General features: G+C 66.6%; 27 protein-coding genes, 2 tRNA genes, 1 other RNA gene and 1 pseudogene. 18 read left to right on the top strand and 13 right to left on the bottom strand.

Translation table 11 applies throughout. The features are described 5' to 3' along the window. Positions 1–8: 8 nt before the first annotated feature. Positions 9–82, bottom strand: a tRNA-Gln gene (locus tag AC52GN_RS07320). Positions 83–300: 218 nt separating this feature from the next. On the opposite strand from AC52GN_RS07320, the gene AC52GN_RS07315 reads away from it, so the two are divergent. From AC52GN_RS07315 to AC52GN_RS07290, 6 genes are all read left to right on the top strand, one after another. Continuing rightward, positions 301–377, top strand: a tRNA-Pro gene (locus AC52GN_RS07315). A 75-nt stretch (positions 378–452) separates the two neighbouring features. Then, positions 453–1,001 carry a DUF924 family protein gene (locus tag AC52GN_RS07310; RefSeq protein WP_496528634.1) on the top strand — a complete coding sequence of 183 codons (549 nt, stop codon included), beginning with the start codon at positions 453–455 and terminating at the stop codon, positions 999–1,001. 76 nt (positions 1,002–1,077) lie between these two features. Continuing rightward, positions 1,078–2,025 carry a CsgG/HfaB family protein gene (locus AC52GN_RS07305; protein WP_496528633.1) on the top strand — a complete coding sequence of 316 codons (948 nt, stop codon included), beginning with the start codon at positions 1,078–1,080 and terminating at the stop codon, positions 2,023–2,025. Positions 2,026–2,156: 131 nt separating this feature from the next. Beyond that, positions 2,157–3,014 (top strand): thymidylate synthase, encoded by an 858-nt coding sequence (locus AC52GN_RS07300; RefSeq protein ID WP_496528632.1) that lies wholly within the window; start codon positions 2,157–2,159, stop codon positions 3,012–3,014. Between the two features lie 14 nt (positions 3,015–3,028). Then, on the top strand, positions 3,029–3,328 hold the full coding sequence (locus AC52GN_RS07295; protein ID WP_291775869.1) for a nucleoside triphosphate pyrophosphohydrolase family protein: 300 nt from the start codon (positions 3,029–3,031) through the stop codon (positions 3,326–3,328). A gap of 90 nt (positions 3,329–3,418) precedes the next feature. Beyond that, on the top strand, positions 3,419–4,090 hold the full coding sequence (locus tag AC52GN_RS07290) for an aquaporin (protein WP_291775867.1): 672 nt from the start codon (positions 3,419–3,421) through the stop codon (positions 4,088–4,090). Here AC52GN_RS07290 and AC52GN_RS07285 read toward each other — a convergent pair whose 3' ends face one another. Continuing rightward, positions 4,091–4,690 (bottom strand): hypothetical protein, encoded by a 600-nt coding sequence (locus AC52GN_RS07285; RefSeq protein WP_496528631.1) that lies wholly within the window; start codon positions 4,688–4,690, stop codon positions 4,091–4,093. A 54-nt stretch (positions 4,691–4,744) separates the two neighbouring features. Here AC52GN_RS07285 and AC52GN_RS07280 point away from each other — a divergent pair, with 54 nt between their 5' ends. After that, a complete protein-coding gene (locus AC52GN_RS07280; RefSeq protein WP_496528630.1) occupies positions 4,745–5,272 on the top strand; it encodes a dihydrofolate reductase in 528 nt (175 codons plus the stop codon). Between the two features lie 15 nt (positions 5,273–5,287). After that, complete coding sequence (locus AC52GN_RS07275; RefSeq protein WP_338575239.1) at positions 5,288–5,608, top strand: YbjQ family protein; 321 nt, start codon at positions 5,288–5,290, stop codon at positions 5,606–5,608. Here AC52GN_RS07275 and AC52GN_RS07270 read toward each other — a convergent pair. Further along, complete coding sequence (locus AC52GN_RS07270) at positions 5,605–6,027, bottom strand: universal stress protein (RefSeq protein ID WP_312219178.1); 423 nt, start codon at positions 6,025–6,027, stop codon at positions 5,605–5,607. The genes AC52GN_RS07275 and AC52GN_RS07270 overlap by 4 nt on opposite strands. 11 nt (positions 6,028–6,038) lie before the next feature. Then, positions 6,039–7,106 (bottom strand): Mrp/NBP35 family ATP-binding protein, encoded by a 1,068-nt coding sequence (locus AC52GN_RS07265; protein WP_496528629.1) that lies wholly within the window; start codon positions 7,104–7,106, stop codon positions 6,039–6,041. Positions 7,107–7,193: 87 nt separating this feature from the next. Between AC52GN_RS07265 and miaA the strand changes: the two genes are divergently transcribed. Continuing rightward, positions 7,194–8,066, top strand: a complete 873-nt coding sequence (miaA, locus tag AC52GN_RS07260) for a tRNA (adenosine(37)-N6)-dimethylallyltransferase MiaA (protein ID WP_496528628.1) — start codon at positions 7,194–7,196, stop codon at positions 8,064–8,066. Here the strand turns inward: miaA and AC52GN_RS07255 are convergent. Further along, complete coding sequence (locus AC52GN_RS07255; protein ID WP_496528627.1) at positions 8,063–9,178, bottom strand: sialidase family protein; 1,116 nt, start codon at positions 9,176–9,178, stop codon at positions 8,063–8,065. The genes miaA and AC52GN_RS07255 overlap by 4 nt on opposite strands. Before the next feature lie 70 nt (positions 9,179–9,248). Here AC52GN_RS07255 and ssrA point away from each other — a divergent pair. From ssrA to AC52GN_RS07240, 3 genes are all read left to right on the top strand, one after another. Beyond that, positions 9,249–9,616: a transfer-messenger RNA gene (gene ssrA / locus AC52GN_RS07250) on the top strand. A 102-nt stretch (positions 9,617–9,718) separates the two neighbouring features. Further along, on the top strand, positions 9,719–10,216 hold the full coding sequence (locus AC52GN_RS07245; protein ID WP_496528626.1) for an SspB family protein: 498 nt from the start codon (positions 9,719–9,721) through the stop codon (positions 10,214–10,216). An 81-nt stretch (positions 10,217–10,297) separates the two neighbouring features. Next, entirely contained in the window at positions 10,298–10,783 is a 486-nt protein-coding gene (locus AC52GN_RS07240) for an Ivy family c-type lysozyme inhibitor (RefSeq protein WP_496528625.1), read from the top strand. A gap of 61 nt (positions 10,784–10,844) precedes the next feature. Here AC52GN_RS07240 and AC52GN_RS07235 read toward each other — a convergent pair whose 3' ends face one another. Further along, complete coding sequence (locus AC52GN_RS07235; protein ID WP_291775843.1) at positions 10,845–11,195, bottom strand: RusA family crossover junction endodeoxyribonuclease; 351 nt, start codon at positions 11,193–11,195, stop codon at positions 10,845–10,847. A gap of 105 nt (positions 11,196–11,300) precedes the next feature. Here AC52GN_RS07235 and fumC point away from each other — a divergent pair. Further along, a pseudogene (gene fumC, locus AC52GN_RS07230) lies at positions 11,301–12,693 on the top strand (class II fumarate hydratase). Positions 12,694–12,757: 64 nt separating this feature from the next. Here fumC and AC52GN_RS07225 read toward each other — a convergent pair. Both AC52GN_RS07225 and AC52GN_RS07220 read right to left on the bottom strand, forming a co-directional pair. Then, positions 12,758–13,153 carry a YccF domain-containing protein gene (locus AC52GN_RS07225; RefSeq protein ID WP_200167394.1) on the bottom strand — a complete coding sequence of 132 codons (396 nt, stop codon included), beginning with the start codon at positions 13,151–13,153 and terminating at the stop codon, positions 12,758–12,760. 93 nt (positions 13,154–13,246) lie between these two features. Continuing rightward, entirely contained in the window at positions 13,247–13,480 is a 234-nt protein-coding gene (locus tag AC52GN_RS07220) for a DUF2171 domain-containing protein (RefSeq protein ID WP_291776148.1), read from the bottom strand. Between the two features lie 84 nt (positions 13,481–13,564). Here AC52GN_RS07220 and AC52GN_RS07215 point away from each other — a divergent pair, with 84 nt between their 5' ends. Together AC52GN_RS07215 and AC52GN_RS07210 are read left to right on the top strand one after the other, a co-directional pair. Further along, positions 13,565–14,158, top strand: a complete 594-nt coding sequence (locus AC52GN_RS07215) for a glutathione S-transferase family protein (RefSeq protein ID WP_496528624.1) — start codon at positions 13,565–13,567, stop codon at positions 14,156–14,158. Next, on the top strand, positions 14,158–14,346 hold the full coding sequence (locus AC52GN_RS07210; protein WP_291775834.1) for a DUF4169 family protein: 189 nt from the start codon (positions 14,158–14,160) through the stop codon (positions 14,344–14,346). Before AC52GN_RS07215 ends, AC52GN_RS07210 begins: the two co-directional genes overlap by 1 nt. Here AC52GN_RS07210 and AC52GN_RS07205 read toward each other — a convergent pair. Next, positions 14,343–15,647 carry a diguanylate cyclase domain-containing protein gene (locus tag AC52GN_RS07205; protein WP_346487735.1) on the bottom strand — a complete coding sequence of 435 codons (1,305 nt, stop codon included), beginning with the start codon at positions 15,645–15,647 and terminating at the stop codon, positions 14,343–14,345. The two genes, AC52GN_RS07210 and AC52GN_RS07205, sit on opposite strands and share 4 nt — an antisense overlap. Positions 15,648–15,825: 178 nt before the next feature. Here AC52GN_RS07205 and AC52GN_RS07200 point away from each other — a divergent pair, with 178 nt between their 5' ends. Then, positions 15,826–16,755: a YihY/virulence factor BrkB family protein gene (locus tag AC52GN_RS07200; RefSeq protein WP_496528623.1), complete on the top strand. Its 930-nt coding sequence runs from the start codon at positions 15,826–15,828 to the stop codon at positions 16,753–16,755. Here AC52GN_RS07200 and AC52GN_RS07195 read toward each other — a convergent pair. Both AC52GN_RS07195 and AC52GN_RS07190 read right to left on the bottom strand, forming a co-directional pair. Further along, the gene (locus AC52GN_RS07195) at positions 16,721–16,966 is read right to left on the bottom strand and encodes a sulfurtransferase TusA family protein (RefSeq protein WP_496528622.1); all 246 of its coding nucleotides are present in this window, start codon (positions 16,964–16,966) and stop codon (positions 16,721–16,723) included. The genes AC52GN_RS07200 and AC52GN_RS07195 overlap by 35 nt on opposite strands. Continuing rightward, complete coding sequence (locus AC52GN_RS07190; RefSeq protein ID WP_496528621.1) at positions 16,963–17,457, bottom strand: CinA family protein; 495 nt, start codon at positions 17,455–17,457, stop codon at positions 16,963–16,965. Before AC52GN_RS07190 ends, AC52GN_RS07195 begins: the two co-directional genes overlap by 4 nt. A gap of 73 nt (positions 17,458–17,530) precedes the next feature. Between AC52GN_RS07190 and AC52GN_RS07185 the strand changes: the two genes are divergently transcribed. Beyond that, entirely contained in the window at positions 17,531–19,807 is a 2,277-nt protein-coding gene (locus AC52GN_RS07185) for a spermidine synthase (protein WP_496528620.1), read from the top strand. Here AC52GN_RS07185 and mfd read toward each other — a convergent pair. After that, positions 19,804–23,253, bottom strand: coding sequence for a transcription-repair coupling factor (mfd, locus tag AC52GN_RS07180; protein ID WP_496528619.1), 3,450 nt, complete (start codon positions 23,251–23,253; stop codon positions 19,804–19,806). The two genes, AC52GN_RS07185 and mfd, sit on opposite strands and share 4 nt — an antisense overlap. Continuing rightward, positions 23,253–23,582 (bottom strand): FAD assembly factor SdhE, encoded by a 330-nt coding sequence (locus AC52GN_RS07175; protein ID WP_496528618.1) that lies wholly within the window; start codon positions 23,580–23,582, stop codon positions 23,253–23,255. The genes mfd and AC52GN_RS07175 overlap by 1 nt, the downstream gene beginning before the upstream one ends. Before the next feature lie 87 nt (positions 23,583–23,669). On the opposite strand from AC52GN_RS07175, the gene recG reads away from it, so the two are divergent. Then, entirely contained in the window at positions 23,670–25,760 is a 2,091-nt protein-coding gene (gene recG / locus AC52GN_RS07170; protein WP_496528617.1) for an ATP-dependent DNA helicase RecG, read from the top strand. Positions 25,761–25,779: the final 19 nt, after the last annotated feature.

The following is a 25,779-nucleotide window of genomic DNA, read 5'->3' as shown; positions in this document are numbered from 1 at the left end:
GAAAACGGTGGCTGGGGAACTAGGACTCGAACCTAGAATGACGGTACCAAAAACCGTAGTGTTACCATTACACCATTCCCCAGCGGTCCGGCGTTCCCGCCGCCGCAGTGCGTCGCGGCGAGGAGCGGTCATCTACGCCAAGGTTTCGGGGGATGCAACACCTGAAAACGAAAGAAATTTCATCGACCCGAGACTTTTTTCGGGAGGCTCATTTACCCGCTTGCGGGGGGCGGTCGGCATGGCTATAAGCCCCCTCCTCGACGCAGATGGCGGCCCACGGGTCGCATGATTTGCGAAAGTCGGAGTGTGGCTCAGTCTGGTAGAGCACCGCGTTCGGGACGCGGGGGTCGCAGGTTCGAATCCTGCCACTCCGACCATCTTTCCTTACATTGTGAAGATAGGCGACACGGCTCGGTCCGTGCTTTTTGACGTGTCGCTGCTAGGCTTGGGTCATGACCCAACTGCTCACCCCCGCCGAAGTCATCGAATTCTGGACCGACGCCGGTCCTGAAAAATGGTTCGCCAAGGACGCCGTCTTCGATCGCGCCTTCACCGACCGCTGCTGCGACAGCCACTACGCCGCGGCACGACGCAAACTGGATCATTGGATCGAGACTCCTGAGGCCGCCTTGGCCTTGATCATCCTGTTGGACCAACTGCCGCGAAACGCGTTTCGCGACACGGCCCATATGTTCGCGACCGATCCTTTGGCGCTCGGGTTTTCAAAGGAAGTGGTCCAGCGAGGTCACGACCGCAAGATCGATCCGGAGCTGCGCGCCTTCATGCTGATGCCGCTGATGCACTCCGAAACGCTGGATGATCAGGAGCAGTTGTTGACCCTGCTGAACCCGGAAACGGAGGCTGAGACCTACCGATTCGCCATCATCCATCGCGACATCATCGCTCGCTTCGGCCGCTTTCCTCACCGAAACGCCTGCCTGGCCCGGCCCACGAGCGAGGACGAGGCCGAGTTCCTGCGCTCCGACGGCTTCAAGGGCTGAGGTCGATCAGCGCGGCGTCTTGGGAGGATCACAAAGCTGGGATATATCCGCCCGTTCTCGAAGAACGGGGGATTATATGAAACTCGCTGCACTGACCGTCGCCGCCCTGGCGGCCTCTACCGCCCTCACCGTCGCCGCGCCGGCCGAAGCCCAGGCCCGCCGCAGCGGAGCCCAGCGCACCCAGGATGCGCAAATGGCCCAGATTCCGCGCTGCAGCGCCAGCCTGGGCTCGATCACCATCGCAGACGGGCAGTCCGATTACTGGCGCGAACTCCAATTGTCGCCGCCGCAAAGCCTGCTGCGCGTTGTGATCCAGCGTTCGGGCTGCTTCACCCTGGTCGATCGCGGCACGGGCATGAGCGTGGCTCAACGCGAACGCGAATTGGCTTCGGGCGGCGACCTTCAGCGCGGCTCCAATGTGGGCGGCGGCCAGGTCCGGGCGGCGGATTACGTCCTCGTCGGCGAGATCGCCAGCCAGAACGCCAACTCCGGCGGCAACGCCCTGGCGGGGCTGGCCGGCGCAGCGCTCGGCGGCCGCGCCGGCGCGATCGTCGGCGGCCTGCGCACGCGCAACATGGAAGCCAACACCGTCCTGTCGCTGACCAATGTCCGCACTTCGGAAACCCAGCTGGTCACCGAAGGCTACGCCTCCAAACGCGACATGAGCTGGGGCCTGGGCGCGGGCGGATTCGGCGCAGGCGCCCTGGGCGGCGGCAGCTATGAAAACACCGAGATCGGCCGCATCGTGGCCCAGTCGTTCATCCAGGCCTACACCGACATGGTGACCCAGATGGGCGGCCTGGAGGGCGGCTCGGCGGCCCAGGAGGCCCCGATCCAGACCTATACCGTCCAGCAGGCGGCGACCCTACGCTCGACGCCCAACGGCGGCTCGGTCGTGCGCGCCCTTCCGGTCGGCCTGCGCCTCTATCCGACCGGCAACCGGGACGGCGCTTGGTGGGAGGTGATGGACGACAACGACAACGTCGGCTGGGTCCAGAACGAACGCCTCGCGCCCGGAACCTGATCCTAAATCAATAGCTTGATTGTACGCCCGCCAGAGTTCCATGGCGGGCGTACCTATTTGTGATCATTTCGCCCACAGGTCAGGCCTCTTCGTGCCGTTTCAACGTGTGCATTTCATGCACAATGCGAATCATGAACGCCCAAGCTGCCCTCGCCGATCTTGAAGCCCGCACGGCGGCCGTCCCCGCCGATCATCCCGAATGGCAGTATCTGAATCTGTTGCGGGATATCCTCGACAACGGCGTGCGACGCGACGACCGCACCGGCACGGGAACGCTGGGCGTCTTCGGCCGTCAGATGCGCTTCGACCTGTCCAAGGGCTTCCCCCTGCTGACGACGAAGAAACTGCACACGCGGTCGATCTTCATCGAGCTGCTGTGGTTCCTGCGCGGCGAGACCAACATCGCCTGGCTGAAGGACAACGGCGTCAGCATCTGGGATGAATGGGCCGATACGAACGGCGACCTGGGTCCCGTCTACGGCAAGCAGTGGCGCTCCTGGGCCGCCCCGAACGGCGCGAGCATCGACCAGATCCAGAAGTTGGTCCACGGCCTGAAAACTAATCCCAACAGCCGTCGCCACATCGTCAGCGCCTGGAATCCGGCCGATGTCGACGACATGGCTCTGCCGCCCTGTCACTGCCTGTTTCAATTCTTCGTCGCCGACGGAAAGCTGAGCTGCCAGCTATATCAACGCTCGGCGGACGTCTTCCTGGGCGTGCCGTTCAACATCGCCTCCTACGCCCTGCTCACGCACATGCTGGCCAGGGTCGTGGGGCTGGAGCCGGGCGACTTCGTCCACACCTTCGGCGACGCCCACCTGTATCTGAACCACCTGGAGCAGGCCGAGCTGCAACTGAGCCGCGCCCCCCTGCCCCTGCCCACCCTGACGGTGGCGGACAAGGACGATCTGTTCGGCTTCGAACTGTCCGATTTCGTGGTGAACGACTATCAATCCTGGCCGCACATCAAGGCCGCCGTCGCGGTCTGACGCAGCGCCTTTTCATGAAACTCTCCGAACTTCAGGCGGACGTCCTCCGCATCTCCGACATCTATGCGCGTGAGCACGCCATCGACCGTGACCGCGACTGGGCCTTGCTGAAGTTGCAGGAGGAACTGGGCGAACTGACCGCCGAGCACCTGCGCCTGACCTCCCGCGCACGCGGCGCCGCCAACGCCCAGGCTCTGGCCGATGAGGCTGCGGACGTCCTGGGCATGCTGCTGATCTATTGCGACCGGGCCGGCGTGGACCTGAACGCTGCGATGGAGCGCAAGTGGCTGCGCTGGCTGAAGGCCGAAACGTAAACTCGAGTAACGGCGACTGGCGAACCTGTCGATTCGAGCGCACCCTCCGTCGATCCGCTTCGAAGCGGTGACAGGAAACGGGAGGGTTCCATGGTCAAGAAGTTCGCCGCCGAACTGGTCGGCACGCTGGTTCTGGTGCTTTTCGGGTGCGGCGCAGCCGTGCTGGGCGGATTCGATCACGTGGGGCAGTTGGGCATCGCCCTGGCCTTCGGCTTCGCCCTCATCGCCATGGCCTACGGCATAGGCCCCATCTCAGGGTGTCACATTAACCCGGCCGTCAGCCTCGGCGTCTTCGCCGCAGGACGGATGAGCGCGAAAGACATGATCCTCTATTGGATCGCCCAATTCATCGGCGCGATCATCGCCGCGGCCATTCTGGGCGCGATCGCCAAGACGGGTTTCGCCAATCTGGGCCAGAACGGCTTCGATGCGGGATCGCCGGGCGGGTACGGCCTGCAGGCGGCGCTGACGTTCGAGATCGTGGCGACCGCCATCTTCCTGATCGCCATCCTGGGCGTGACCGGCGCCAAGGGTCACGGCGCCTTCGCGGGCGTGGCCATCGGCATCACCCTGGCGGTCATCCACATCGTCGGCATCCAGGTGACGGGCGTGTCGGTCAACCCGGCCCGCAGCTTCGGCCCGGCGCTGTTGGCAGGCGGACAGGCGCTGAGCCAGGTCTGGGTCTTCTTCGTCGCACCCGCGATCGGCGCCGTGATCGGCGGCTTGTTCTTCCGCCTGAAACTGCTCGAGCCGGACGCCTGATCAGGTCGAGACGGCGCTGTCCGGCGCTGTCATCGGCATCCGCGCCAGCCGGGCGCTGAGCGCATCCTTGTCTTCGGGCGCGGGCACGAGCACCACGCTGTTCTTGACCGCGCCCATCGACACCGTGGCCCGATAGGCGAAGACCATGCCTTCACGCGCCACGAAGCTGACGGTCGCGGCGTTGTTCTGCGGCCCCGCCAGACCGCCGAAGCCGGCCGACAGTTCATGCTCGCCCGGATCCACCGCAATAGCGGTGAACTTGCCGCCCTTGATCTGGGCGAACTCCCTGCGGTCAAGCGCCAGGTTCATTCCCGCCGCCATAGCCACAAACCCTTCGCGGTAGACGATGACCAGAGCCTTGCCCGACGGCGGCGTCAGGCTGGCGATCTCGGCGCGTTCGGCGTCGGATGCGGCGACGCCGGCCCGGTTCCCCGCAAGGTTGGCCATGATGTAGGCCGTGAAGGCGCCCGCGAACAGGCCCGCCATCATCGGCAACACCCCCAGATCCGCCCCGACCGCTCCGCCCAGGAAGCCGACGACAAAGGAAACGACCAGCAGGACGATGAATCCGACGATCAGGGGCTTGGCGTACTTGTTCACACGGGGCTCCGAGGGCATTTGAAGGCGACGTTCCCGCAACAACGGACAATCAGCTTGGCTGTTCCCACCATCGCCCTCGTCGTCGCTCGCGCCAGGAACGGCGTCATCGGTCGAGACGGCGACCTGCCCTGGCGTCTGCGCTCGGACCTGCAGCGCTTCAAGGCCGTCACCATCAGCAAACCCTGCATCATGGGTCGCAAGACCTGGGAAAGTCTGCCGCTGAAACCCCTGCCTGGCCGTTTGAACATCATCCTGACCAAGGATGAATCCTACGCCGAGTCAGGCCTGGCCAAGGGCGCCGTGGTCTGTTCCAACCTGGACGAGGCGCTTTCCATCGCCCGCGAACAGGCCGCAGAGGATGGCGTCGACGAGGTTTGCGTCATCGGCGGCACGGCGATCTTCGCCGCCGCCCTGCCCCGCGCCAAACGCCTGTATATCACCGAGGTCGAAGCCGAGCCTGAAGGCGACGCCGTCTTCCCGCCCTTTGACGAAACCGCCTTTGTCCGCACGGCGTTTGAAGCCCACGAGGCGGGCGAGAAGGACGACCACGCCTTCGCCTTCACCGTTCTGGACCGCCGCTGAGCCGAGGAGATTTCCATGATCGTCGCGACCACCAACGACCTGGCCGGCTACCGTATCGTGCGCCAACTGGGCGTGGTGCGCGGCATCACCGTGCGTTCGCGCAACGTCATCTCCGACGCCATCGGCGGGGTGCAGTCGATGATCGGCGGCAAGGTCGGCGCCTATGTCAAACTGGCCGAGGCCGCCCGTCAGGAAGCCTATGACGACCTGATCGCCCATGCGCGCGAGATGGGCGCCAACGCCATCCTGGCCATGCGCTATGACGCCAACGAGATCATGCCCGGCGTGACCGAGGTTCTGGCGTACGGCACCGCCGTGGTGGTCGAACCCGCCTAGCGGGCGATTGTCACGCTGACGGGCGCGCGGGCGGCTACGGCCTTGGCCGTCGAGCCCATCAGCCAGTTGACCAGACCCTTGCGGTCTCCCGTACCCACGACGATGTGGTCCGCGCCCAGAGCGCCCGCCGCCGCGATCAGGGCGTCAGCGACGTCGTGGCCTTCCGTCGTCACCGCTTCAACCGCCTTGCAGTGACGCCGCGCCTCGGCCATCGCGCGCACCAGAATGGCGTCCTGTTCCTCGGCCTTCCAGGCCCGGATGTCGGGATGGCCGCTGGCCGAACTGAGCGGATTGACCGCCACCAGGGCCAGCCTGGCGTCATTCGCCCTGGCCAGTCGCGCCGCCTGGCGCACCGCCGTTTCAGCATGCGCGCTGCCGTCGATGCCGCAGACGATGACGGACTTTTCCTGTTCAGCCATGACGCCCTCCCTCAGAGGCCCAACGCCGCGGCAACCTGCGCGGCGATGTGATGGAAACGCTCGGACGCCGGGTGCTGCGGGTCAACGGCGACCAAAGGCCGCCCCGCGTCGCCCGCGCGACGCAACGCCCCGTCTAACGGGAGGTCGCCCAGATAGGGCGCGCCAAGACGCTCGGCCTCAGCCTGGACGCCGCCGGTTCCAAACACCTCGCCGCTCATGTTCTCGATCAAACCCAGGGTCGGCACGTCGACCTTGGCGAACAAGATGTGCGCGCGGCGCGCGTCCGCCAGAGCGACTTCCTGCGGCGTCGAAACAATTACAGCCCCATCCAGCGGCGTTTTCTGGATCAACGTGAGTTGCACGTCGCCGGTGCCGGGCGGCAGGTCGACGACCAGAACGTCCAGCGGCTCCTCTTCCGTCCCCCAACGCGTCTGGGTCAGCATCTGATTGATGGCCTGAGACGCCATCGGCCCACGCCAGATCATGGCGTCCTCGGCCTTGGTCAACAGGCCGACGGACATGGCCTTCAATCCATGCGCCACATGCGGAACCATGGCGCCGTCTTCATAGGCGGGCTGCCCTGAGATCCCCAGCATGGTCGGCAGCGACGGCCCATAGACATCCGCATCCAGCACGCCGACCGACAGACCGCGAGCCGCCAGGGCCGCCGCCAGATTGACGGAGACCGTCGACTTGCCGACGCCGCCCTTGCCGCTGGCCACGGCCAGGACGCGCTTCACATGGGCGGGGCGATCGGTCGGGACCGGCGCCTTGGGCCGCCCCTGATCGGTCGCGGCCTTCGACAGACCCGCCGTGCGGCGGGGCGGCGCAGCCACGGCCTCGGCGGTCAGGACGACGGACACCCGCTCCACGCCCGGCAGGGCCTTCAGCACCGCCTCTGCCGCGTCACGGACGGGGGCGTAGAGCGCTGTCTCCTTGGCCGGAACCTCCAGTACGAAGCCCGCGCGGCCTTCAGCCACGACCAGTCCCTGCACCAGCCCGGCGGCCGCCAGTCCCTGACCCGATTTCGGATCGGTCACGGCGTCGAGTGCGGCGAGGACGGCGGCGCGGTCGGTCACGATGGAGACTCCTTCATGGCCCGACGGACTTGCCGGACCGATGACGGGCGTTCTATCGCCCTAAGCGTCCGTTCGCGAGTTGATCCTTTGTCCCAGCCTCTCGTCACCCTGATCGCCGGCCCCACCGCTTCGGGCAAGTCGCGCCTGGCGATGGAGAGCGCGCGCGAAACGAACGCCGTCATCATCAACGCCGACAGCCAGCAACTCTACGCCGACCTGTGCGTGCTGAGCGCCCGACCTTCGATAGAAGACGAGGCTGAAATCCCGCACCGCCTCTATGGCGTCGCCGACGCCGCTGACGCTTGGTCCGTCGGTCGTTGGAGCCGGGCGGTCATGGACGTGCTGGCCGAGCTGGCGCCTCAGGGTCGCTCCGCCCTGCTGGTTGGGGGCACGGGCCTCTACTTCAACGCTCTGACCAGGGGGCTGGCCGAAATCCCGCCGGTCCCGATCGAGATCCGCGACGCTGTTCAGGCCGAGTTCGACTCCGAGGGCGAGGCCCCCTTCCGCCGCCGGTTGGTCGAGATCGACCCCGCCGCTGAAGCTGCGATCTTTCCCGGCGACAGACAACGCCTCGTCCGAGCGCTGAGCGTGCATCGCGCCAGCGGCCGCGCGCTCAGCGCCTGGAAAGGAGAGACACAGCCGCTGCTTCCGCCAGGCACTTACGATGCTGTCGTGGTGGAGCCGCCCCGCGACCGGCTGTACGCTTCCTGCGACATGCGCGTGGATGCGATGATGGCGCATGGCGCGCTGGACGAGGTTCACGCCCTAACCGCCCGAAAACTGGACCCTGGCCTACCCGCCATGAAGGCCGTCGGCGTACGCGAACTGGCGGCGCATCTGACGGGGGAGCTATCTCTGGACGACGCGGTGACAGCCGTGAAGCAGTCCACCCGCAACTACGCCAAGCGCCAGTTGACCTGGTTCCGCAACCAGACTCCCGGTTGGCGGCGCCTGACCTAGGTCAGCCGTAACGGGTCCAGGACCACATGCCGGATTCGGGTCCGATCATGGGTATAGGTGACATGGATCAGCCCGTCCGACGCCTGAAACACCGCCGGATAGGCATAGCCATGCGGCAAAGGCTGGGTTTCCAGCGTCAAGACCTTTCGCCACGATAGACCGTCTTCCGAGAGGCCGACATTGAGGGGATAGCGCGGGCCTCTTCCCGGCCGATCCGGGTCATGGGCGGCGTGGTTATAGATGATCACATGGCGTCCATCCGCCAGGGTGGAAGCGTCCGTACCCGAATTGGGATTAGGCAGATCGACCGCGCCGATGGGGCTCCATGTCCGCCCGCCATCATGCGACCAACTGGCCGCCAAGGCTCCCTGACGCGCACGCGCCACGGCCTGCAGCGCGCCGTTTGGATGGACCAGGACGCTGGGCTGGATGGCGTCGATATTCAGGGGCGACGAGACCGGGTCGGTCAAAGCCCAGTTGCGCCCCTGATCCGTGCTGATTTCAAAATGGAGTCGCCAATCCGCCCCGGACGCCGAGCCCATGCCTTCGCCCGCCTCAGTGCTGGACGGCGAAAGCCAGGTTCCATCCGCCAGAATGATCGGCTTGTTCTTGATCGGCCCGAGAACGCCTTCCGGCAACCGGCGCGGCGGCGACCATGTGCGCCCGCCATCCGGCGACGTGATGACCATGCCCCACCAGGAAAACGGATCGGGTCCGACCTTGTAGAACAGGATCAGGTCGCCCTGCGGCGGCTGAAACAGGACTGGGTTCCAAGTGGGGTGACGCGTCCCGTCGTCCTGCACGCCGTCCGCCACGCGCGCGCCCTCGGTCCAGCGCCCTCCTTCAAGGCGAGCGAACCAGATGCAGACATCCGGATGCTTCTCATGCGTGCCTCCAAACCAGGCAGCCGCCATGACGCCGTCGGACGTCTCCACGATGGTCGAGGCGTGGCATTCCGGATAGGGCGCCTGCTCATAGATGAAGCCTGAGCGGACAATGGCCGAGCCTTCCGTCTGGGGCTCCGCCTTAGCGGCGGTTGCAGCCGCCAGGCCGCCGCCGACCCCGGCGGCGCCAAGCCCCAGCCCCAGTCGTCTGCGCGTGATATCGCCCATGCCACATCTCCCCTCCGGTTCATGCTCCTGATATTGTCCACCGGTGTCAATCATTCCCGCCGCCGACTTCCCTCTTGGATAGGCGCTCGCAAGGACCTATATTGAACCTGCTCGGGTTCGCCCGAGCTATGGCGATAAACGCGCCTGTAATAAGCGGACCGGACCCGGGTGCGATTCCCGGCGGCTCCACCAACTTCTTCCCCGCGTTATCGGCGGAGGCAGCATGGGGCCGACTAGCATCGACGGACGTGTAAAGAGGATTGCTTTCGCTCGTCCTGGCCCACCGTATCGGGCCATTATCTAACTGCGAACGATAACTTCGCTGGAGAAGTCCGCCTCGCCGCGTAATGCGGTTCGGTTGATTTCGAACTTAAACTCCTAGGGGTTCAGATCCTTAGGCGGGGCCTGTCGGGAGCCTGGCAACAGAATCCCGGCGCTTCATCCCGACATCGAAATTCCTGTGCCGACTGCGACTCTTGTGTCTTCCGTCGCTCGCCCTGGACGGGTAACAGTCGCGTGTTCCCCTTTTCTGAGGCGCCGATGACGGATCAAACTCCCCCTGTCGACGAGATGCATTACGAGCAACTCGCCCAGGACGCCCTGCGCGGCGTGATCCGCCTTGCGCTGGAGCGCGCGGCCGAGCCTGAGGGCATTCCCGGCGCCCACCACTTCTACATCACCTTCAAGACCCGCGGGACCGGCGTCAGCGTTCCGCCGGACGTCCTGGCCAAATACCCGGACGAGATGACGGTGGTGCTGCAGCACCAGTATTGGGATCTGGCGGTCGAGCCCGACCTGTTCTCGGTGATGCTGAAGTTCGGCGGCGCGCCCAAGGTGCTGACCGTTCCCTATAGCGCCGTGGTCCGCTTCTACGACCCCAGCGTGCAGTTCCTGCTGCAGTTCGACGAGCCGGAAATCGTCGAGGCCGAGATCGCGCCCCTGTCGCCGCCCGCGCGGGACCCGGACGCCGCCCCGCCTCCACCCTCGGACGACGATGGGCCGAAGGTCGTGTCCCTGGATCAATTCCGCAAAAAATAACGCCGCCCCGTTTGAGGAGGCGCAACCTTTGTCGGCGGGCAAGCATTGCCGTGACCTCCCCATCCAAGCGAGGTCGTTGTGATGCGCCTGTCTCTCATATCCGTCGCCGCTCTGACGCTGGCCGCCTGCAACCAGCCGGAAGCGACGTCGCCCGCCGAGACGCCCGCCGACCCGGTCGAAATCGCCCCCGCGCCGACCAACGCCGCCGTATCGGACTGGAGCGCCCTGAACGCCCAGGTCGGAAAATATCCGAACGAGACCAAACTGCTGGAAGACAGCGCGATCACAGCCGACCTTAAGACGCTGCTGGGCGCCAAATTCGACGTTCTGGCCACCAACATGCAGACCCAGGCGCCGCTACAGAAGGACGGCCCCGTCCTGTTCACCTCGGGCAACAAACAGCATGAGGGCGGCGTCAACGCGGCCTATCTGCTGATCGACCCGGCGGCCAAGGCGCTGGAAGTCGGCCTGTGGGAAGGCGGCAAGCTGACGACCTACAAGACCCCCGGCTCGAACATCACCAAGCCGAAGGACGTCCAGACGATGATTTCGAACGCAGAGGCCTGATCCGTCTCGTGTGATCCGAGTTCCCAGATAGGGGTCGCGCCCAGCGCGGCCCCTATTTTCGTCACCCTCTGGGAAATACGCGAATAGTGATCCTCTCGCGCTCGCCTTCGCGGCGCTCGACCAACAGACGGGCGACCTGGCTGTCGTCGTGAAACAGATAGCCCTTGATGGCGTCCAGCAGGGCCTTGGCCAGGTTGTCCAGATCCATCCACGGCGGGTCGCCGACGTGCTCCATCACGATCTCGACGACGTAGTCGCCCCACGATGGCCGCGACGTCCACTCCTTGCGCATGAACTCATAGACCAGCGGCTTGTAGTATTTGGCCTGGGTGGTCAGGCCGTCGATGGTGATCTCGACCGCCTCGCCCTGCTCGCGCGCCCTGACCTTTCCGGTTCCGATCCAGCCGTCCACGCGCCGTCCGCCTTTCGTGATCAGCGGCTCGCCTTGCTCCGCCGCGCCTGCGTGCTACACCGCCCGGCATCTTCCCGCCACGCCTGAGAGACGAGTCCCGCGCACATGAGCAACGTTCGTATCGAAACCGACACCTTCGGCCCCATCGAGGTCGCCGCTGATCGCTATTGGGGCGCGCAAGCTCAGCGCTCGCTCGGCAACTTCAAGATCGGTTGGGAGAAGCAGCCCCTGCCGGTCGTGCGCGCCCTGGGCATCGTCAAGCGCGCCGCCGCCGAGACCAACCGCGACCTGGGCAAGCTGGACGCCAAGCTGGCCGACGCCATCATCGCCGCCGCCAATGAAGTGATCGAAGGCAAGCTGAACGACCACTTCCCGCTGGTCGTCTGGCAGACGGGTTCGGGCACCCAGTCGAACATGAACGCCAATGAGGTGATCTCGAACCGCGCCATCGAGATTCTGGGCGGCGAGATGGGCTCCAAGAAGCCGGTCCACCCCAACGACCACGTCAACATGAGCCAGTCGTCGAACGACACCTATCCGACGGCCATGCACGTCGCCTGCGCCGAGCAGGTGGTCAACGACCTGATCCCGGCGCTGAAACACCTGCACGCCGCCCTGGACGCCAAGGCCAAGGCCTGGGCCCACATCATCAAGATCGGCCGCACCCACACTCAGGACGCCACCCCCCTGACGCTGGGCCAGGAATTCGGCGGTTACGCCCATCAGGTGGCCATGGGCATCGAGCGCATCGAACTGACCCTGCCGCGCCTGATGGAGCTGGCCCAGGGCGGCACCGCCGTCGGCACCGGCCTTAACGCGCCGATCGGCTTCGCTGAAAAGGTCGCGGCCCAGATCGCGGGCATCACCGGCCTGCCCTTCACCACGGCGCCGAACAAGTTCGAGGCCCTGGCCGCCCACGACGCGATGGTCTTCACCCACGGCGCGATCAACACGGTCGCCGCGTCGCTGTTCAAGATCGCCAACGACATCCGCTTCCTGGGCTCGGGCCCGCGCGCTGGTCTGGGCGAACTGTCGCTGCCGGAGAACGAGCCGGGCTCGTCGATCATGCCGGGCAAGGTCAACCCGACCCAGAGCGAAGCCCTGACCCAGGTCTGCGTCCAGGTGTTCGGCAACAACGCCGCCCTGTCGTTCGCCGATCTCGCAGGGCCACTTCGAACTGAACGTCTACAACCCGGTGATGGCCTACAACTTCCTGCAATCGGTGCGTCTGGTCGCCGATGCGGCCATCAGCTTCACCGACAACTGCGTCGTCGGCATCGAGCCGCGCGAGGACAACATCAAGCACGGCCTGGAAAACAGCCTGATGCTGGTCACCGCCCTGAACGCCAAGCTGGGCTATGACACCTGCGCCAAGATCGCCAAGACGGCGCACAAGAACGGCACCACCCTGCGCCAGGAAGCCGTCGGCGGCGGTTATCTGACCGACGCCGAGTTCGACGAATACGTCCGTCCCGAAAAGATGATCGCACCACAGTAAGCCGCGCTTATCATCAGACGTGAAGACGCCGGCCGGGTTCGCCCCGGCCGGCGTTTTTCATGCTTCAGCCCTTGTCCCGGATGGTCCGCCCCACCGGCGCCAGCGACAGTTTGGCCAGTTCGACATTCTTCAGCGCGAAGGGAATGCCGATCAGGCTGACGAATTGCGGCACGGCGATGAGGATATGCGCCAGGGCGATGTACCAACCCGCCAGCACCAGCCAGATCACGTTCAGCCCGACGCCCAGGCAGCCTGCGCCCAGATCGGCCGGGTTCGGGTCGCGCCAGACGATCTCTCGCCCGAACGGCCAGAAGGAATAGCTGGCGATCCGCCACGCCGAAAAAGCCCACGGCAGGCCGACTACGGTCAGCGCCAGCAGCAGCCCGCCGAACAGCCAAGCCAGACCTGAGGCGAAGCCGCCCAGGAAGAACCATAGCAGGTTCAGGATCAGTCGGATCAAATCAATCGCCCCTTTGCGTTGCTCTTCCCTTCATATGGCGAAAGGCCCCGCTGATTGCAGCGGGGCCTGGGATGAAATCGCGGTAAGGCGACGCTAGTGCTTCTCGGTCCAGCGCGCCTTGGCTTCGTCCTTGCTCAGGCTCAAATGGACATGTTCGTCCACGCGAGACACCCAGCTGACCGGAATCATGTGGTGCTTGAGGCCTGAACCCAGGTCCAGCTTGGCGAGCTCGATCTGGTCGCCCATCACGTGATCGACACGGCCGACATGGGCGCCGTCGGAACCGACGACTTCCTGATGTTCCTTGATCATCGAGGCGTTTATCATGGTCTTCTCCATGGCTGTGCGGGACCTCATGAGAACGAGCCCGCCGGTCATGAGTTCATCGCAAGGCCGTCCACGGAGTTCACAATGTCGATGATCGTCCACCACGCGCCGCAGTCCCGCTCGACGCGTCTTCTGTGGCTGCTGGAAGAGCTGGGCGCCGACTACCGCGTCCATTACGTCGACATCCTGCGACGCGACGGCCACGGACGAACCGACCCCGCCAATCCGCATCCGCTGAAACAGGCTCCGGCGCTCGAGGTCGACGGTCAGGTGCTGATCGAATCGGTGCTGATCTTCCTCTTCCTGACCGATCGGCACCCCGAGGCGGGACTGGCGCCGGGACCGGCCGATCCGCGCCGGGCGGAATATCTGTCGTGGCTGGGCCTCTACAACAATGTGCTGGAAACGGTTCTGACGTCCGGTCCGCCCGCCAGTTGGAACCAGGCTCAGCAGGCCGCCTATGCCGAACTGGACCGGCGCTGGCGTACGGCGATCCAGGACGGCGGCTTCATCCTGGGCGACTTCTCCGCCCTCGACATTCTGTTCGGCAGCCTGCTGCAATGGTTCCGCGCCGCCATGCCCGCGGGCGAGCCCTATGACGCCTATGTCCAGCGCATCGGCGCCCGTCCGGCGCTGAAGCGCGCCTGGGCCAAGGACAGCCCGGACGGGCATGTCTGATGGGCGAGATCGTCAACCTGAACAAGGCGCGCAAGGCCCGCGACAAGGCCGCGGCCAAGCGCACGGCCGAAGCCAACCGCCTGACCTTCGGCCGCACACGCGCGGAACGCGACGCGACCAAGGCTGAACGCGAACGCGCTTCCGCCATGCTGGACGGCCACAAGCTCGAAGACGAGACGGACGCCTAGGCCGCCAGGACCTGGATCGAAGCGCGCTCCAGCAAGGCCGCCGGCGACTCGCCCGGCGTCATCTCGGCCACGCCGACGTCCAGTTCGACCACGAAGGGCGAGCGGTTCGTCCCCGCGTCAAAGGCTGTGCAGGCGATCACCGCCGCGATCCGCTCCGCCGTCAGGCGCGCCGCCGCATGGTCGGTCGCTGGTAGGGCCAGAGCGAACGTCTCCGATGACAGGCGTGCGGCCGTATCCTCCACGCGCACCAGTCGCGAAACCATGGCGCCGATCTGAGGCATGGCCCGCTCCAGCCAACCGCCCTTCCGCACGGCCGCCATCGTCTCATTGTCCGGCACGCGCAGGACGCAGACCGACAGGCGACGATTTCGCACGCCTGCGCCCTTGGCGATCCGGGCCAGATGCGCGGCGAACAGGTCGCGGCTGAACAGGCCGGTCTCCGGGTCCATCAAGTCAGACCCGCGTATGGCGTCCAGGGCGCGCCTCAACCCCTGCCGCCGGCGATGATTGCGCGCCAGGGCCAGCACCCGCTCGGCGGCCTCCTCTTCCGAGGTCTCGGCGGCGGCGACGTCTGCAAAGCCTCTTTCGAACAGGTCGATCAGGTCCGGCTCGCCCTCATCCCGCAGATAGAGGGTCAGGGGGATGTGATAGAGACGCGTGTTACGGCGCATACCGGCCGCGATCGACAGCGCAGGGGCATGATCCCGATCGCCCCAGAGCACGGCGGCGTCAAAGGCCCTCTCGTGGAGATAATCAAAGGCCGTATAGGGGGTCGGCGCCGCCACCGCCTCGGCGCCGGCCGCCGCCAGGGCGTTCGACAAGGCCAGAAAGCGGCGGTCGGCCGCCCCCGCGGTCAGCACCTGCATCGGCCTGTCGTTCATGGCCGGTTCCGGCAGATCGACTCCGTGCGCCGCAAAGGTGGCCCGGCGCAACATGAACTCTTCTTCGGCCACGGCGGCCCGCGTCATCTGCTCCAGTCGCAACGCCATCTGCAACGGATGAGGATCTGTTGAGACCACGAGGTCGCACGCGTCCGCCACGTCCTCCGAGGCGGCGCCCAGGCCCAGGATCGACAGATAGCGCGGAGCGGCGGCGCGGCGCAGTTGCTCCAGGCCGCTTTCGGGGACGCTTCCCAGCTGGACTACGGCCGCGTCGACGGGCAGGTCCGACACCGCCAGAAGCGCAGCGTCGAGCGAGCGCGCGGTGACGGTGCGCCAGCCCAATCGGTCCATGTCCTCGCAGAGGGAGCCCAGCTGATCGTCGGCGTCGGCGACGACCAGAACGCGCGGATCAGATTCCAAACATTGTCTCCTTGGCCTGGCCGGTTCGCCCCCGCGACCGCGCCAGACGCCGCCATGATACCGGCGCCGACGAGGCCCGCAATGGGCAAGGTCGATCATCCAATGACGACATTGGGACTTCTCACCGCATGGCGAATGGGGTTAATCCGCCCCCTTCTTTGACGATCGAGACTGCGGATTGACCTTTTCCACGCCGATCACGGCCCAACCCCGACTCTGGCTGCGCCTGACGACCCGGGCCTTCAGCCGCAGTTGGGGACGCGATGTCATGCTCTACACGGGCGGCGTGTCCTTCTTCGCCCTGCTGGCGCTCTTCCCGGCCATCGCCATCCTGATCGGCTTCTACAAGGCGGTCCTGACCATCGGCCAGGTCAGCGAGCAGGCCGCCGCCCTGGCTGACGTCATCCCCTCGGCGGCGCGCACCCTGTTCCTGAACGAGATCGACCGTTTGGCGAACGCCTCGGCGCGCACGGTCTCGGCCCAGAGCGCCATCGCCCTGGTGATCGGCGCCTATGCGGCGCATCGGGGGTTCAAGGCCTTGCTGGCCGGACTGAACCTGATTCATGACGAGACGAACCCGCTCGGCTTCTTCAAGTTCAACATGCTGGCCTTCCTGGTCGCCCTGGCGGCCTTCGTGCTGTTCACCATCGTATCCGGGGCCGTCGTGACCTCGCGCCTGATGGAGCACGCCTATGTGGATCAGCCGGCCGGTTGGCTGGCCTTGCCTCTGGACGGCATTTGGCCCGCGCTCGGCCTGTGGCTGGGGCTGACCATGCTGTATCGCTACGCCATGGCGCACGCCAAGCGCGTCGCGTGGAAGGCGGCGGTCATCGGCGGCCTGGTCGCCACGGTCATGTCCAGCTTCTTCTCGTGGCTGTGCACCATCTACGTCGAGCAGATCGTCCACCTGGGCGCGACCTACGGCTCGGTCGGCGCCGTGGTGGTGCTGCTGATCTGGCTGTCGTGGAACGTCAACGCCGTCTTCTACGGCGGCGCCTTCGCCACGGAGCTCGAGATCGAGTGGGAAAGGAACGCAACCCCGCCCGAGCCGGTCGCCCTGCCCGACACGATCGTCAACCTGTCCGAGCGGCGCCAGTCTCGACAGTAAAGCTCAGGACGCCGTCCGCCTCGTCGATCTGAACCACGCGGCCGCCCAGTTCCTGCACCAGGAAGGGCACGTCGATCCGCGCCATGGCGTCCGTGGCCAGCAGAATCAGTCGGGAGCCCGGCGCCTGGCCCTCCAGCGCCTTGCGCAGGCGCAGGCTGGGAACCGGGCATTTGTGGCCGCGCGCATCAACGGTGGTCGTGATCACGCTCATGCCGGAATGGCGTCCAGCAGGAGACCCAGAGCGGTCCGCACGCTTTCCAGCCGGATCGCGTCACGCCCGATGTCGCCGAAGCGTTTCTCGACATGCGCCGTGCGCCCGTCCGGGCCGTGGGCCGCGAAATGCACCAGGCCCACCGGCTTCTGGGGCGATCCCCCGCCCGGTCCGGCGATCCCCGTCACCGAGACCGTGATGGAAGCCCGCGAACGCGCCGCTGCGCCTTCGGCCATAGCGCGCGCCGTCGGCTCGGACACGGCCCCAAAGCGCTTCAGCACCTCTTCCGGCACGCCCAGCATCTCGACCTTCGCTTCATTGCTGTAGGTGACAAAGCCGCGATCCAGCACGGCCGAGGAGCCGGCGATCACCGTCAGCGCGCCCGAGACCAGGCCGCCGGTGCAGCTCTCGGCCGTGGCGATCAGCAGGCCCGCCCCTTCCGCCCGGCGGATCACAGTATGGGCGGTCGCCTCGATGTCCTGCGGCAACATGGGAATTCGCTCCGTCCTCGAGTCGTCATAGCCTCGTCGAACGGAATCAGCCGCCCGACGCCGAAAGCTGCGAATGACCGAACATATCCTGTCTCCGGCGCATCGCAGGATCGATGCGATAACACCTGCGGCCTTCGCCGTCGCCGTCTTCACCTCGGCCAGTCTGGTTTTCGTCGTCCAGCCGATGACGACGAAACTGGTGCTGCCCCTGCTGGGCGGCTCGCCATCGGTGTGGAACACCGCCATGGTCTTCTTCCAGGCGGCCTTGCTGGCGGGCTATCTCTACGCGCACCTGCTGCAGCGCATCCCCTCGATCCGGCTCCAGGCGACGGTCCATCTGATCCTGCTGGCGGCCGCCGCCCTGTTTCTGCCCCTGAGCATCACCCAGGCGCTGGGCGATCCCGACCCGTCCGCTCCCATCGGCTGGCTGCTCGGCGCCCTGGCGTTGTCCGTCGGCGCGCCTTTCGCCGTGCTGTCGGCCACGGCGCCCCTGCTGCAGGCCTGGTATGCGCGAGTCCGCGCAGGGCGGCCCGACGGGGCCAACCCCTATGTCCTCTACGCCGCCTCCAACCTGGGCAGCTTTCTGGCGCTTCTGGCCTATCCGGCCCTGATCGAGCCGCTCGCCTCGCTGTCAGGACAAAGATGGGGCTGGACGGTCGGCTATGGCGTCTTCGCCGCCATTCTGGTGGGGCTGCTGATGCTCATGCCGCGCGCCGGCGGCGTCGTTCAGGCCCGTCCGACCAAGGAGCGCAGCCCGCCCATTCCCTGGCGTCGCAAGGCGGTGCTGGTGCTGCTGGCGGCGGCGCCGTCCAGCCTGATGCTGGGCGTCACCACTCACCTTTCAACCGACGTGGCCTCCGCGCCCTTCCTCTGGGTAGCGCCCCTGGCGCTCTATCTTCTGACCTTCGTCATCGCCTTTCAGGCCAAGCCCTGGATTCCCCTGTCTATCACCTTGCTGGCCCAGGCGGCTTTCACCGTCATGATCGCCGCCCTGGTCGGCATGACGACCGGCCAGTGGCTGACCCTGCTGGGGCTGCATCTGCTGGGCTTCTTCTTCACCGCCCTGATGTGCCACCAGCAGATGGCGGCCCGGCGCCCAGCCCCGGACCGGCTGACGGAATTCTACCTTCTGCTGTCGCTGGGCGGCGTCCTGGGCGGCGCCTTCACCGCCCTGATCGCGCCGGTCGTGTTCGAGACGGTGCTGGAGTATCCGCTGGTCATGGTGCTGGTGTGCCTGGCTCGGCCCTGGCTCGGCGACCGCCCGACCAAACGGACAGTCTGGCTGATGACAGCGGGACTGATGCTCGCCGCCTTCGTGCCCCTGCTGTTCGAGATGCTGCGTTACGATCCGCCGCTGAGAGCGGCCTTCAGCGATTTCGGCCTGACCACAACGGCTCAAATCATCCTGGGCGTCGCCGCGCTTTGCGCCTTCCTGATCCGGGACCGAGCGTTGATGTTCACGGCCGTCGTCGCCGCCATGACCCTCTCGGCCCACTACATCGGGCGCGGCTATGACTGGAGCCTGACCGAACGCAGCTTCTTCGGCGTCATGCGCGTGGCGGCCACGGCCGATCCCAAGATGGGAGGCGACATTCATGTGCTGATGCACGGCACAACCCTGCACGGCGCCCAGGCCCGCAACCCTGACTTCGCCTGCGCCCCGACCATGTACTATGCGCAGACCACGCCTCTGGGTCAGGCGGCGGAGCTGATCCAGGCGCGCGGTCCAGGCGCCGTGATCGGCATCGTGGGACAGGGCTCGGGCGCCATGGCGGCCTACAAGCGCGCCCCGGACCAGATGAGCTTCTTCGAGATCGACCCCATGGTCGATCGCCTGTCGCGCGATCCCCAGTGGTTCACCTTCATCTCGGATTGCGCCGACGGTCCGATCCGCACCGTTCTGGGTGATGCGCGGCTGACGCTGAACCGGGAGGCTCCCGGTTCTTATGACCTGTTGGTGATCGACGCCTTCTCGTCCGACGCCGTACCGACCCATCTGCTCACCCGTGAGGCGATCGAGGGCTATCTCAAGCTGCTCAAGCCCACGGGCGTAGTCGTGCTCCACCTGTCCAACCGCAATCTGGACATCACCCTGCCCGCCGTCGCCGCCGCGCGCGAACTGGGCGCGGCCGAACTGCATCAGGTCTATATCGAACACCCCGAAGCGGCCCTGATGGCCGAGGCCTCGACCGAGGCCCTGGTCATCTCGCCTACGGCCGAAGGACTGGCCGACTTCAGAGCCGACGGACGCTGGCGCAAGCTGGCGCCGACCGAGGTGCGGCCCTGGACCGACGACTACGTCAACCTGTTCGGCGCCGTGATGCGAAGCATGCAGGCGCGAGCCGGCTAGGCCGCGCCCGCCACCCGCGCCAGATCGGCCGTAATCCGCTCGGCGACCTTCAGGCGGTCGTCGGGCGTCGGCCAATCGCCCTTCACCACGATCTTCTGGTCCGGCCGAATCTTCCAGAAGGCGTGGTTCTTCTGGATCAGACCCACGAGGCCCATCGGGTTGGGGAAGGTGTTGTTGCGCAGGGTCAGCACCGCGCCCTTGGGTCCGATGTCGATCTTTTCGATCATGGCGGTGCGGCAGTTGGCCTTGATCCCGACGATCCGCAGAAGCTGCTGCGCCTCGTCCGGCAGCGGGCCGAACCGGTCGATCAGTTCGGCGGCCATGGCCTCGCGGTCCTCCATCTTCTCGGCGTCGGACAGGCGGCGATACAGGCTCAGACGGACGTTCAGGTCCGGGACGTAATCCTCTGGAATCAATACGGCCGCGCCGACATTGATCGAGGGCGACCAGCCGCGATCCGGCGCCGCCTCGCCCTGCTCGCGCAGTTCGGCGACGGCGTCCTCCAGCATCTGCTGATACAGTTCGACGCCGACCTCGCGAATGTGGCCCGACTGTTCGTCGCCCAGCAGGTTGCCGCCGCCGCGCTGATCCAGATCGTGGCTGGCCAGCTGGAAGCCCGCGCCCAGATTGTCCAGCGACTGCAACACCTGCAGCCGCCGCTCTGCCGAGAGGCTCAACGGCTTGGTCGGATCGGTCGTCAGATAGGCGAAGGCCCGCGCCTTGGACCGGCCGATCCGGCCCCTGATCTGGTGAAGCTGGGCCAGACCGAACATGTCCGCGCGATGCACGACAAGCGTGTTGGCCGTGGGAATGTCGATTCCGCTTTCGACGATGGTCGTCGAGACCAGCACGTCATATTCGCCGTCATAGAAGGCGCTCATCACGGCTTCCAGCTGGGTCGGGCTCATCTGGCCGTGGCCGACGACGAACTTCACCTCGGGCACCTGTTCGCGCAGGAACCGCTCGATGTCGGGCAAATCCTTCAGGCGCGGGGCAACGTAATAGGCCTGACCGCCGCGATATTTCTCGCGCAGCAGGGCCTCGCGCACCAGCACCGGGTCCCACGGCGTGACATAGGTCCGCACCGCCAGACGATCGACCGGCGGGGTGGCGATGATCGACATCTCGCGAATGCCCGACAGCGCCATCTGCAAGGTGCGCGGAATGGGCGTGGCCGTCAGGGTCAGCAAGTGAACATCGGCCCGCAGGGACTTCAGCTTCTCCTTGTGCTTGACGCCGAAGTGCTGCTCCTCGTCGACGATGACGAGGCCCAGATCCTTGAATCCGACCTGATCGGCCAGCACGGCGTGTGTGCCCACAACGATCTCGAAACTGCCGTCCTTCAGGCCCGCGCGGGTCTCGTTCGCGTCCTTGGCCGTGACCATGCGCGACAGGTGGCGCACCTTGATCGGCCAGCCGGCGAAGCGCTCTGAGAAGGTCTTGAAGTGCTGGCGCGCCAGCAGGGTCGTCGGGCAGACGATGGCGACCTGTTGACCCGTCATCGCCACCACGAAGGCGGCGCGCAGTGCCACTTCGGTCTTGCCGAAGCCGACGTCGCCGCAGATCAGGCGATCCATCGGCGTGCCCTTGCCCAGATCCTCCAGCACGTCGCCGATGGCGTTCAGCTGGTCGTCCGTCTCCTCATAAGGGAAGCGGGCGCAGAACTCGTCGAACAGACCCGCGGGCGGCACGATGGCGTCGGACACCCGCAGCGCCCGCTTGGCGGCCAGGGCGATCAGCCCCTCGGCCATGGCGCGCAGGCGCTCCTTGGCCTTGGCCTTGCGCGCCTGCCAGCCCGCGCCGCCCAGACGGTCCAGTTGAACCCCTTCGGCGTCCGTGCCGTAGCGCGTCAGAAGGTCAATGTTTTCAACCGGCAAGTAGAGCTTGCTCTCGCCCGCATAGAGGAGTTCGAGGCAGTCGTGCGGCGCCTCCTGGATCTCCAGCGTCCGCAGACCCTCATAACGGCCGATGCCGTGATCCAGGTGAACGACCAGATCGCCCGCCGTCAGGGCAGACGCCTCAGCCAGGAAGTTGGACGCCCGCCGCTTGCGCTTGGGCCGCGCCAAACGGTCGCCCAGAATGTCGGTCTCGGAGATGACGGCCAGATCATCGGTGGCGAAGCCATGCTCCACCGGCAGCACGGCGCGCAGATAGATGCCGTCCGGCGCGCCGCGCACATCGTCCCAATCGCGCACCGCCACGACGTGCGTCAGACCGTGATCGCCCAGCATGGCCGCCAGACGTTCGGCCGAACCTTCGGACCATGAGGCGAACAGGACGCGCTTGCCCTGCCCCTTCAGCGCCTCGGCGTGCTGGGCCACGGCGGCGAACAGATTGACGCTGTCCTGCGACCGCTCGGCGGCGAAACTGCGGCCCAGACGGCCGCCCGCGTCCTCGCCCGAACCGGCGGCCAGCGGAGACAGACGGCGCACGGCGCGACCGGCCAGGGCGCTGTTCCAGTCGCCGTCGTCCAGATAGAGCCGTGCTGGCGGCAGGGCGCGATAGGCCGCTCCGCCCTTGCCGCGCGCCGCCTCCTTGCGCGCCTCATAGGCGTCGACGGTCAGATTCCAGCGTTCCGTACGCGCCTGTTCCGTCTGGCTGTCGAGAAAGACCGGCGACGTGTCCGGCAGATAATCGAACAGCGCATCCAGCCGGTCGTAGAACAGAGGCAGCCAGTGTTCGACGCCCTGACGGCGCGCGCCCTCGCTGACGGCGGCGTACATCGGCTCATCGCCAGGCGCGCCGAACAGGTTCAGATAGCCGCTGCGAAAGCGCGAGATGGCCTCCGCGTCCAGCAGAACCTCCGACACGGGGGACAGCGAAACCGCCTTCAGCTGGCGCGTCGAGCGCTGGGTCTCGGGATCGAAGGCGCGGATCGATTCCAGCTCCGAGCCGAACATGTCGAGCCGCACCGGCTCGTCGAACCCCGGCGGGAAGACGTCGATCACCCCGCCGCGGATGGCGTATTCGCCGCGCTCCGACACGGTCGAGGCGCGCACATAGCCATTGGCCGTGACATAGCGTTCCAGAGCCGCAGTATCGAGATCGGCGCCGACCTTGGCCGCAAACCCGGCGCCAGTGACGGCGCTGCGCGGCGGCGTGCGCTGGGCGGCGGCGGCGACGGTGGCGACCACCAGCAGCGGCGTCTTGTCCGCCGGATCGCGCGTCGCCAGCCGCGTCAGCGTCGCCATGCGCTGGGCGGCCACCGAAGCCGTGGGGCTCAGCCGATCATAGGGCAGACAGTCCCACGACGGATATTCAAGAACTTCAACATCCTTGGCGAAGAAGCGGAAGGCCTGAATAAAGTTTCCCGAGCGCTGATAGTCACGCGCCACGAACAGGACGACTCCGCCCTGCGCCCTGATGCGGTCAGCGACGATCAGGGCGTCCAGCCCCTCCGGCGCGCCGCCCAGCTCCATGTCGGTCCGCGCCAGCGCCGCGTCCATCAGCCGATGCCCTTAGCCACTTCGGCGGCGACATGGGAGCGCATGAAGGCGCGGATACGAGCCATCATCGGCCCTTCGAATTCGGGCGGGGTCGGTTCGCGCTCGATGATCCAGGCGTAGAGATACTGGTCCTCTTCATCCAGCAGGCGCTCGAACTCCGTCAGTTGGTCATCGGTCAGCGTCGGCGCGACCTGATCTGCGAACGGGCCCAGCACCATGTCCGCCTCGCGAAAGCCCCGACGCCAGGCGCGGAAGGCGATGCGGCCCAGACGGGTCTTACGGTCGTCAGAGTTCAGGGCGTCCTCGGGACGTGCGTCGATATCGGCCACGCGGTTTCCTTGCCTGTCCGTTCACTTCGGTAAGAGGCGGATCAGATAGCGTTCCAGACGCCGCTGCGCCAGCTATGCTGCGTCATCATGAGGCCCGAGATTCTCTTTCCCCTGTTCGCGGACGTCACCACGCTGAAAGGCGTGGGGCCGCGCAGCGCGCCCCTGGTGCAGAAGGTGGCGGGTCCGCTGGTGCGCGACGTGCTGTTCCTGTCGCCCAGCGGCGTGATCCAGCGCCGCCGGACCACGGCGATGGAGGCCGTCGATGGCGAGATCGGCGTCTTCGAGGTGACGATCGACCGCCTGATCCCGCCGCACAAACACGGCGCGCCGATCAAGGTGCGGGCCATCGACGAGACGGGCTTCATCCACCTGATCTGGTTCGCCGGATCGCCGCGCCATATCGAGAGCCTGGCTCCGCGCGGATCGCGGCGGCTGGTGACCGGCAAGGTCGAGCGCTTCAACAGCGAAGTCCAAATCGCCCACCCCGACTACATTCTCCCGCTTGAGAAGGCAGACGAGATTCCGCTGTCCGAACCGGTCTATCCGGCGACGCAGGGGCTGACATCGCGCCAGATCCGCAAACTGGCGCAGGGTGCGCTGGCCCTCGCGCCAGAACTGCCGGAATGGCAGGAGCCGAACTGGCTGGCGGCGCGGCGCTGGGTCGGCTGGCGCGCAGCGTTGGAGGCCCTGCACGCGCCCGCGAACGAAGCCGACCTCGCGCCCGACACATCGGTGCGCCAACGTCTGGCCTATGACGAACTGTTCGCGCATCAACTGGCTCTGGCGCGCCGTCGCCGCGCTCGCCAGATCACGCCCGCCGCCCGCATCGCACCGGGCGAGGCGTCGGCGCGGGTGCTGGCCGCCCTGCCCTTCGCCCTGACCGGCGCGCAGCAACAGGCCATTGCCGAAATCCGCGCCGATCTGACCTCGGGCGAGCAGATGGGGCGACTGCTTCAAGGCGACGTCGGCTCGGGCAAGACGGCGGTCGCCGCGCTGGCCCTGGCTGATGCGGCCTCCAGCGGCTTTCAGGCCGCCCTGATGGCGCCGACCGAGATTCTGGCGCGCCAACACCATGACAAGCTGTCGCCCCTGCTGGATCAGGCGGGCGTGTCCAGCCTGCTGCTGACCGGGCGCGACACTGCGGCCGAGCGACGCGGCAAGCTGGCCGCCCTCGCGTCCGGCGAGGCTCAGGTCGCCATCGGCACCCACGCCCTGTTCCAGGACGCCGTGCAGTTCCACCGACTGGCGCTGGCAGTCATCGACGAGCAGCATCGCTTCGGCGTGCGCGAGCGTCAGCGTTTGCAGGCCAAGGGCGATCCGGCTCTGGGCGGGGTCCACCTGCTGACCATGTCGGCGACGCCGATCCCGCGCACGCTGGAGCTGACCCAATACGGCGAGCTGGAAGTCAGCCGTTTGATGGAGAAGCCGCCCGGCCGCACGCCCGTGACCACGGCCGTCCTGCCGCTGGCGCGCATCGGCGAGGTCGCGAAGCGTCTGAAGGCGGCGGTCGAGGCGGGCGCTCAGGCCTATTGGATCTGTCCTCTGGTGGCGGAATCCGAAGCCATCGACCTGGCCGCCGCCGAGGATCGGGCCGAAGACCTGCGCAAGCTGCTGGGAACCGAGGTCGGTCTCGCTCACGGCCAGATGCCGGGCGCCGAGCGCGAGGCGGTGATGGCCGAGTTTGCGGCGGGCCGTCTGCCCCTTCTGGTCGCCACGACCGTGGTCGAGGTCGGCGTCGACGTGCCGAACGCCTCCATCATGGTGATCGAACACGCCGACCGCTTCGGTCTGGCTCAGCTTCACCAGTTGCGCGGGCGCGTGGGGCGCGGCGCCAAGGCCAGTTCCTGCATCCTGCTGTACGGCGGCGAGGACGGCGCCTTGGGCGAAACGGCGAAGGAGCGGCTGGAGACCCTGCGCGGCACCGAGGACGGCTTCGTCATCGCCGAGGAGGACTTCCGTCTGCGCGGCGGCGGCGACCCGCTGGGCCTGAAGCAGAGCGGCTTCCCGGCCTATCGCTTCGCCGATCCGATCCGGCATCGGTCGCTGCTGCTGGCGGCGGCGGACGATGCGCGCCTGCTGCTGGGCCGCGATCCCGACCTGACCAGCGAGCGCGGCCAGGCCGTGCGCCTGCTGGAAGCCCTGTTCGACTGGAAAAACGAACGCCCCTCAGCGGACTGAGGGGCGTCGTAAATCTCGG

The organism is Brevundimonas sp. SS2672 (assembly GCF_059579685.1).
Note: the sequence above shows the minus strand (reverse complement) of the source record. Positions and strands in the feature narration are given on the sequence as shown.

Bases quoted from the DNA above. Each gene is read 5' to 3' on its own strand.
- AC52GN_RS07305 (WP_496528633.1), top strand. From the start codon at position 1,078: ATGAAACTCGCTGCACTGACCGTCGCCGCCCTGGCGGCCTCTACCGCC.
- AC52GN_RS07240 (WP_496528625.1), top strand. From the start codon at position 10,298: ATGCGCCTGTCTCTCATATCCGTCGCCGCTCTGACGCTGGCCGCCTGC.
- AC52GN_RS07215 (WP_496528624.1), top strand. From the start codon at position 13,565: ATGTCGATGATCGTCCACCACGCGCCGCAGTCCCGCTCGACGCGTCTT.
- AC52GN_RS07255 (WP_496528627.1), bottom strand. From the start codon at position 9,178: ATGGGCGATATCACGCGCAGACGACTGGGGCTGGGGCTTGGCGCCGCC.
- AC52GN_RS07270 (WP_312219178.1), bottom strand. From the start codon at position 6,027: ATGGCTGAACAGGAAAAGTCCGTCATCGTCTGCGGCATCGACGGCAGC.
- AC52GN_RS07245 (WP_496528626.1), top strand. From the start codon at position 9,719: ATGACGGATCAAACTCCCCCTGTCGACGAGATGCATTACGAGCAACTC.
- mfd (WP_496528619.1), bottom strand. From the start codon at position 23,253: ATGGACGCGGCGCTGGCGCGGACCGACATGGAGCTGGGCGGCGCGCCG.
- AC52GN_RS07275 (WP_338575239.1), top strand. From the start codon at position 5,288: ATGATCGTCGCGACCACCAACGACCTGGCCGGCTACCGTATCGTGCGC.
- AC52GN_RS07220 (WP_291776148.1), bottom strand. From the start codon at position 13,480: ATGATAAACGCCTCGATGATCAAGGAACATCAGGAAGTCGTCGGTTCC.
- recG (WP_496528617.1), top strand. From the start codon at position 23,670: ATGAGGCCCGAGATTCTCTTTCCCCTGTTCGCGGACGTCACCACGCTG.
- AC52GN_RS07290 (WP_291775867.1), top strand. From the start codon at position 3,419: ATGGTCAAGAAGTTCGCCGCCGAACTGGTCGGCACGCTGGTTCTGGTG.
- AC52GN_RS07185 (WP_496528620.1), top strand. From the start codon at position 17,531: ATGACCGAACATATCCTGTCTCCGGCGCATCGCAGGATCGATGCGATA.
- AC52GN_RS07190 (WP_496528621.1), bottom strand. From the start codon at position 17,457: ATGTTGCCGCAGGACATCGAGGCGACCGCCCATACTGTGATCCGCCGG.
- AC52GN_RS07295 (WP_291775869.1), top strand. From the start codon at position 3,029: ATGAAACTCTCCGAACTTCAGGCGGACGTCCTCCGCATCTCCGACATC.
- AC52GN_RS07210 (WP_291775834.1), top strand. From the start codon at position 14,158: ATGGGCGAGATCGTCAACCTGAACAAGGCGCGCAAGGCCCGCGACAAG.
- AC52GN_RS07195 (WP_496528622.1), bottom strand. From the start codon at position 16,966: ATGAGCGTGATCACGACCACCGTTGATGCGCGCGGCCACAAATGCCCG.
- AC52GN_RS07310 (WP_496528634.1), top strand. From the start codon at position 453: ATGACCCAACTGCTCACCCCCGCCGAAGTCATCGAATTCTGGACCGAC.
- AC52GN_RS07300 (WP_496528632.1), top strand. From the start codon at position 2,157: ATGAACGCCCAAGCTGCCCTCGCCGATCTTGAAGCCCGCACGGCGGCC.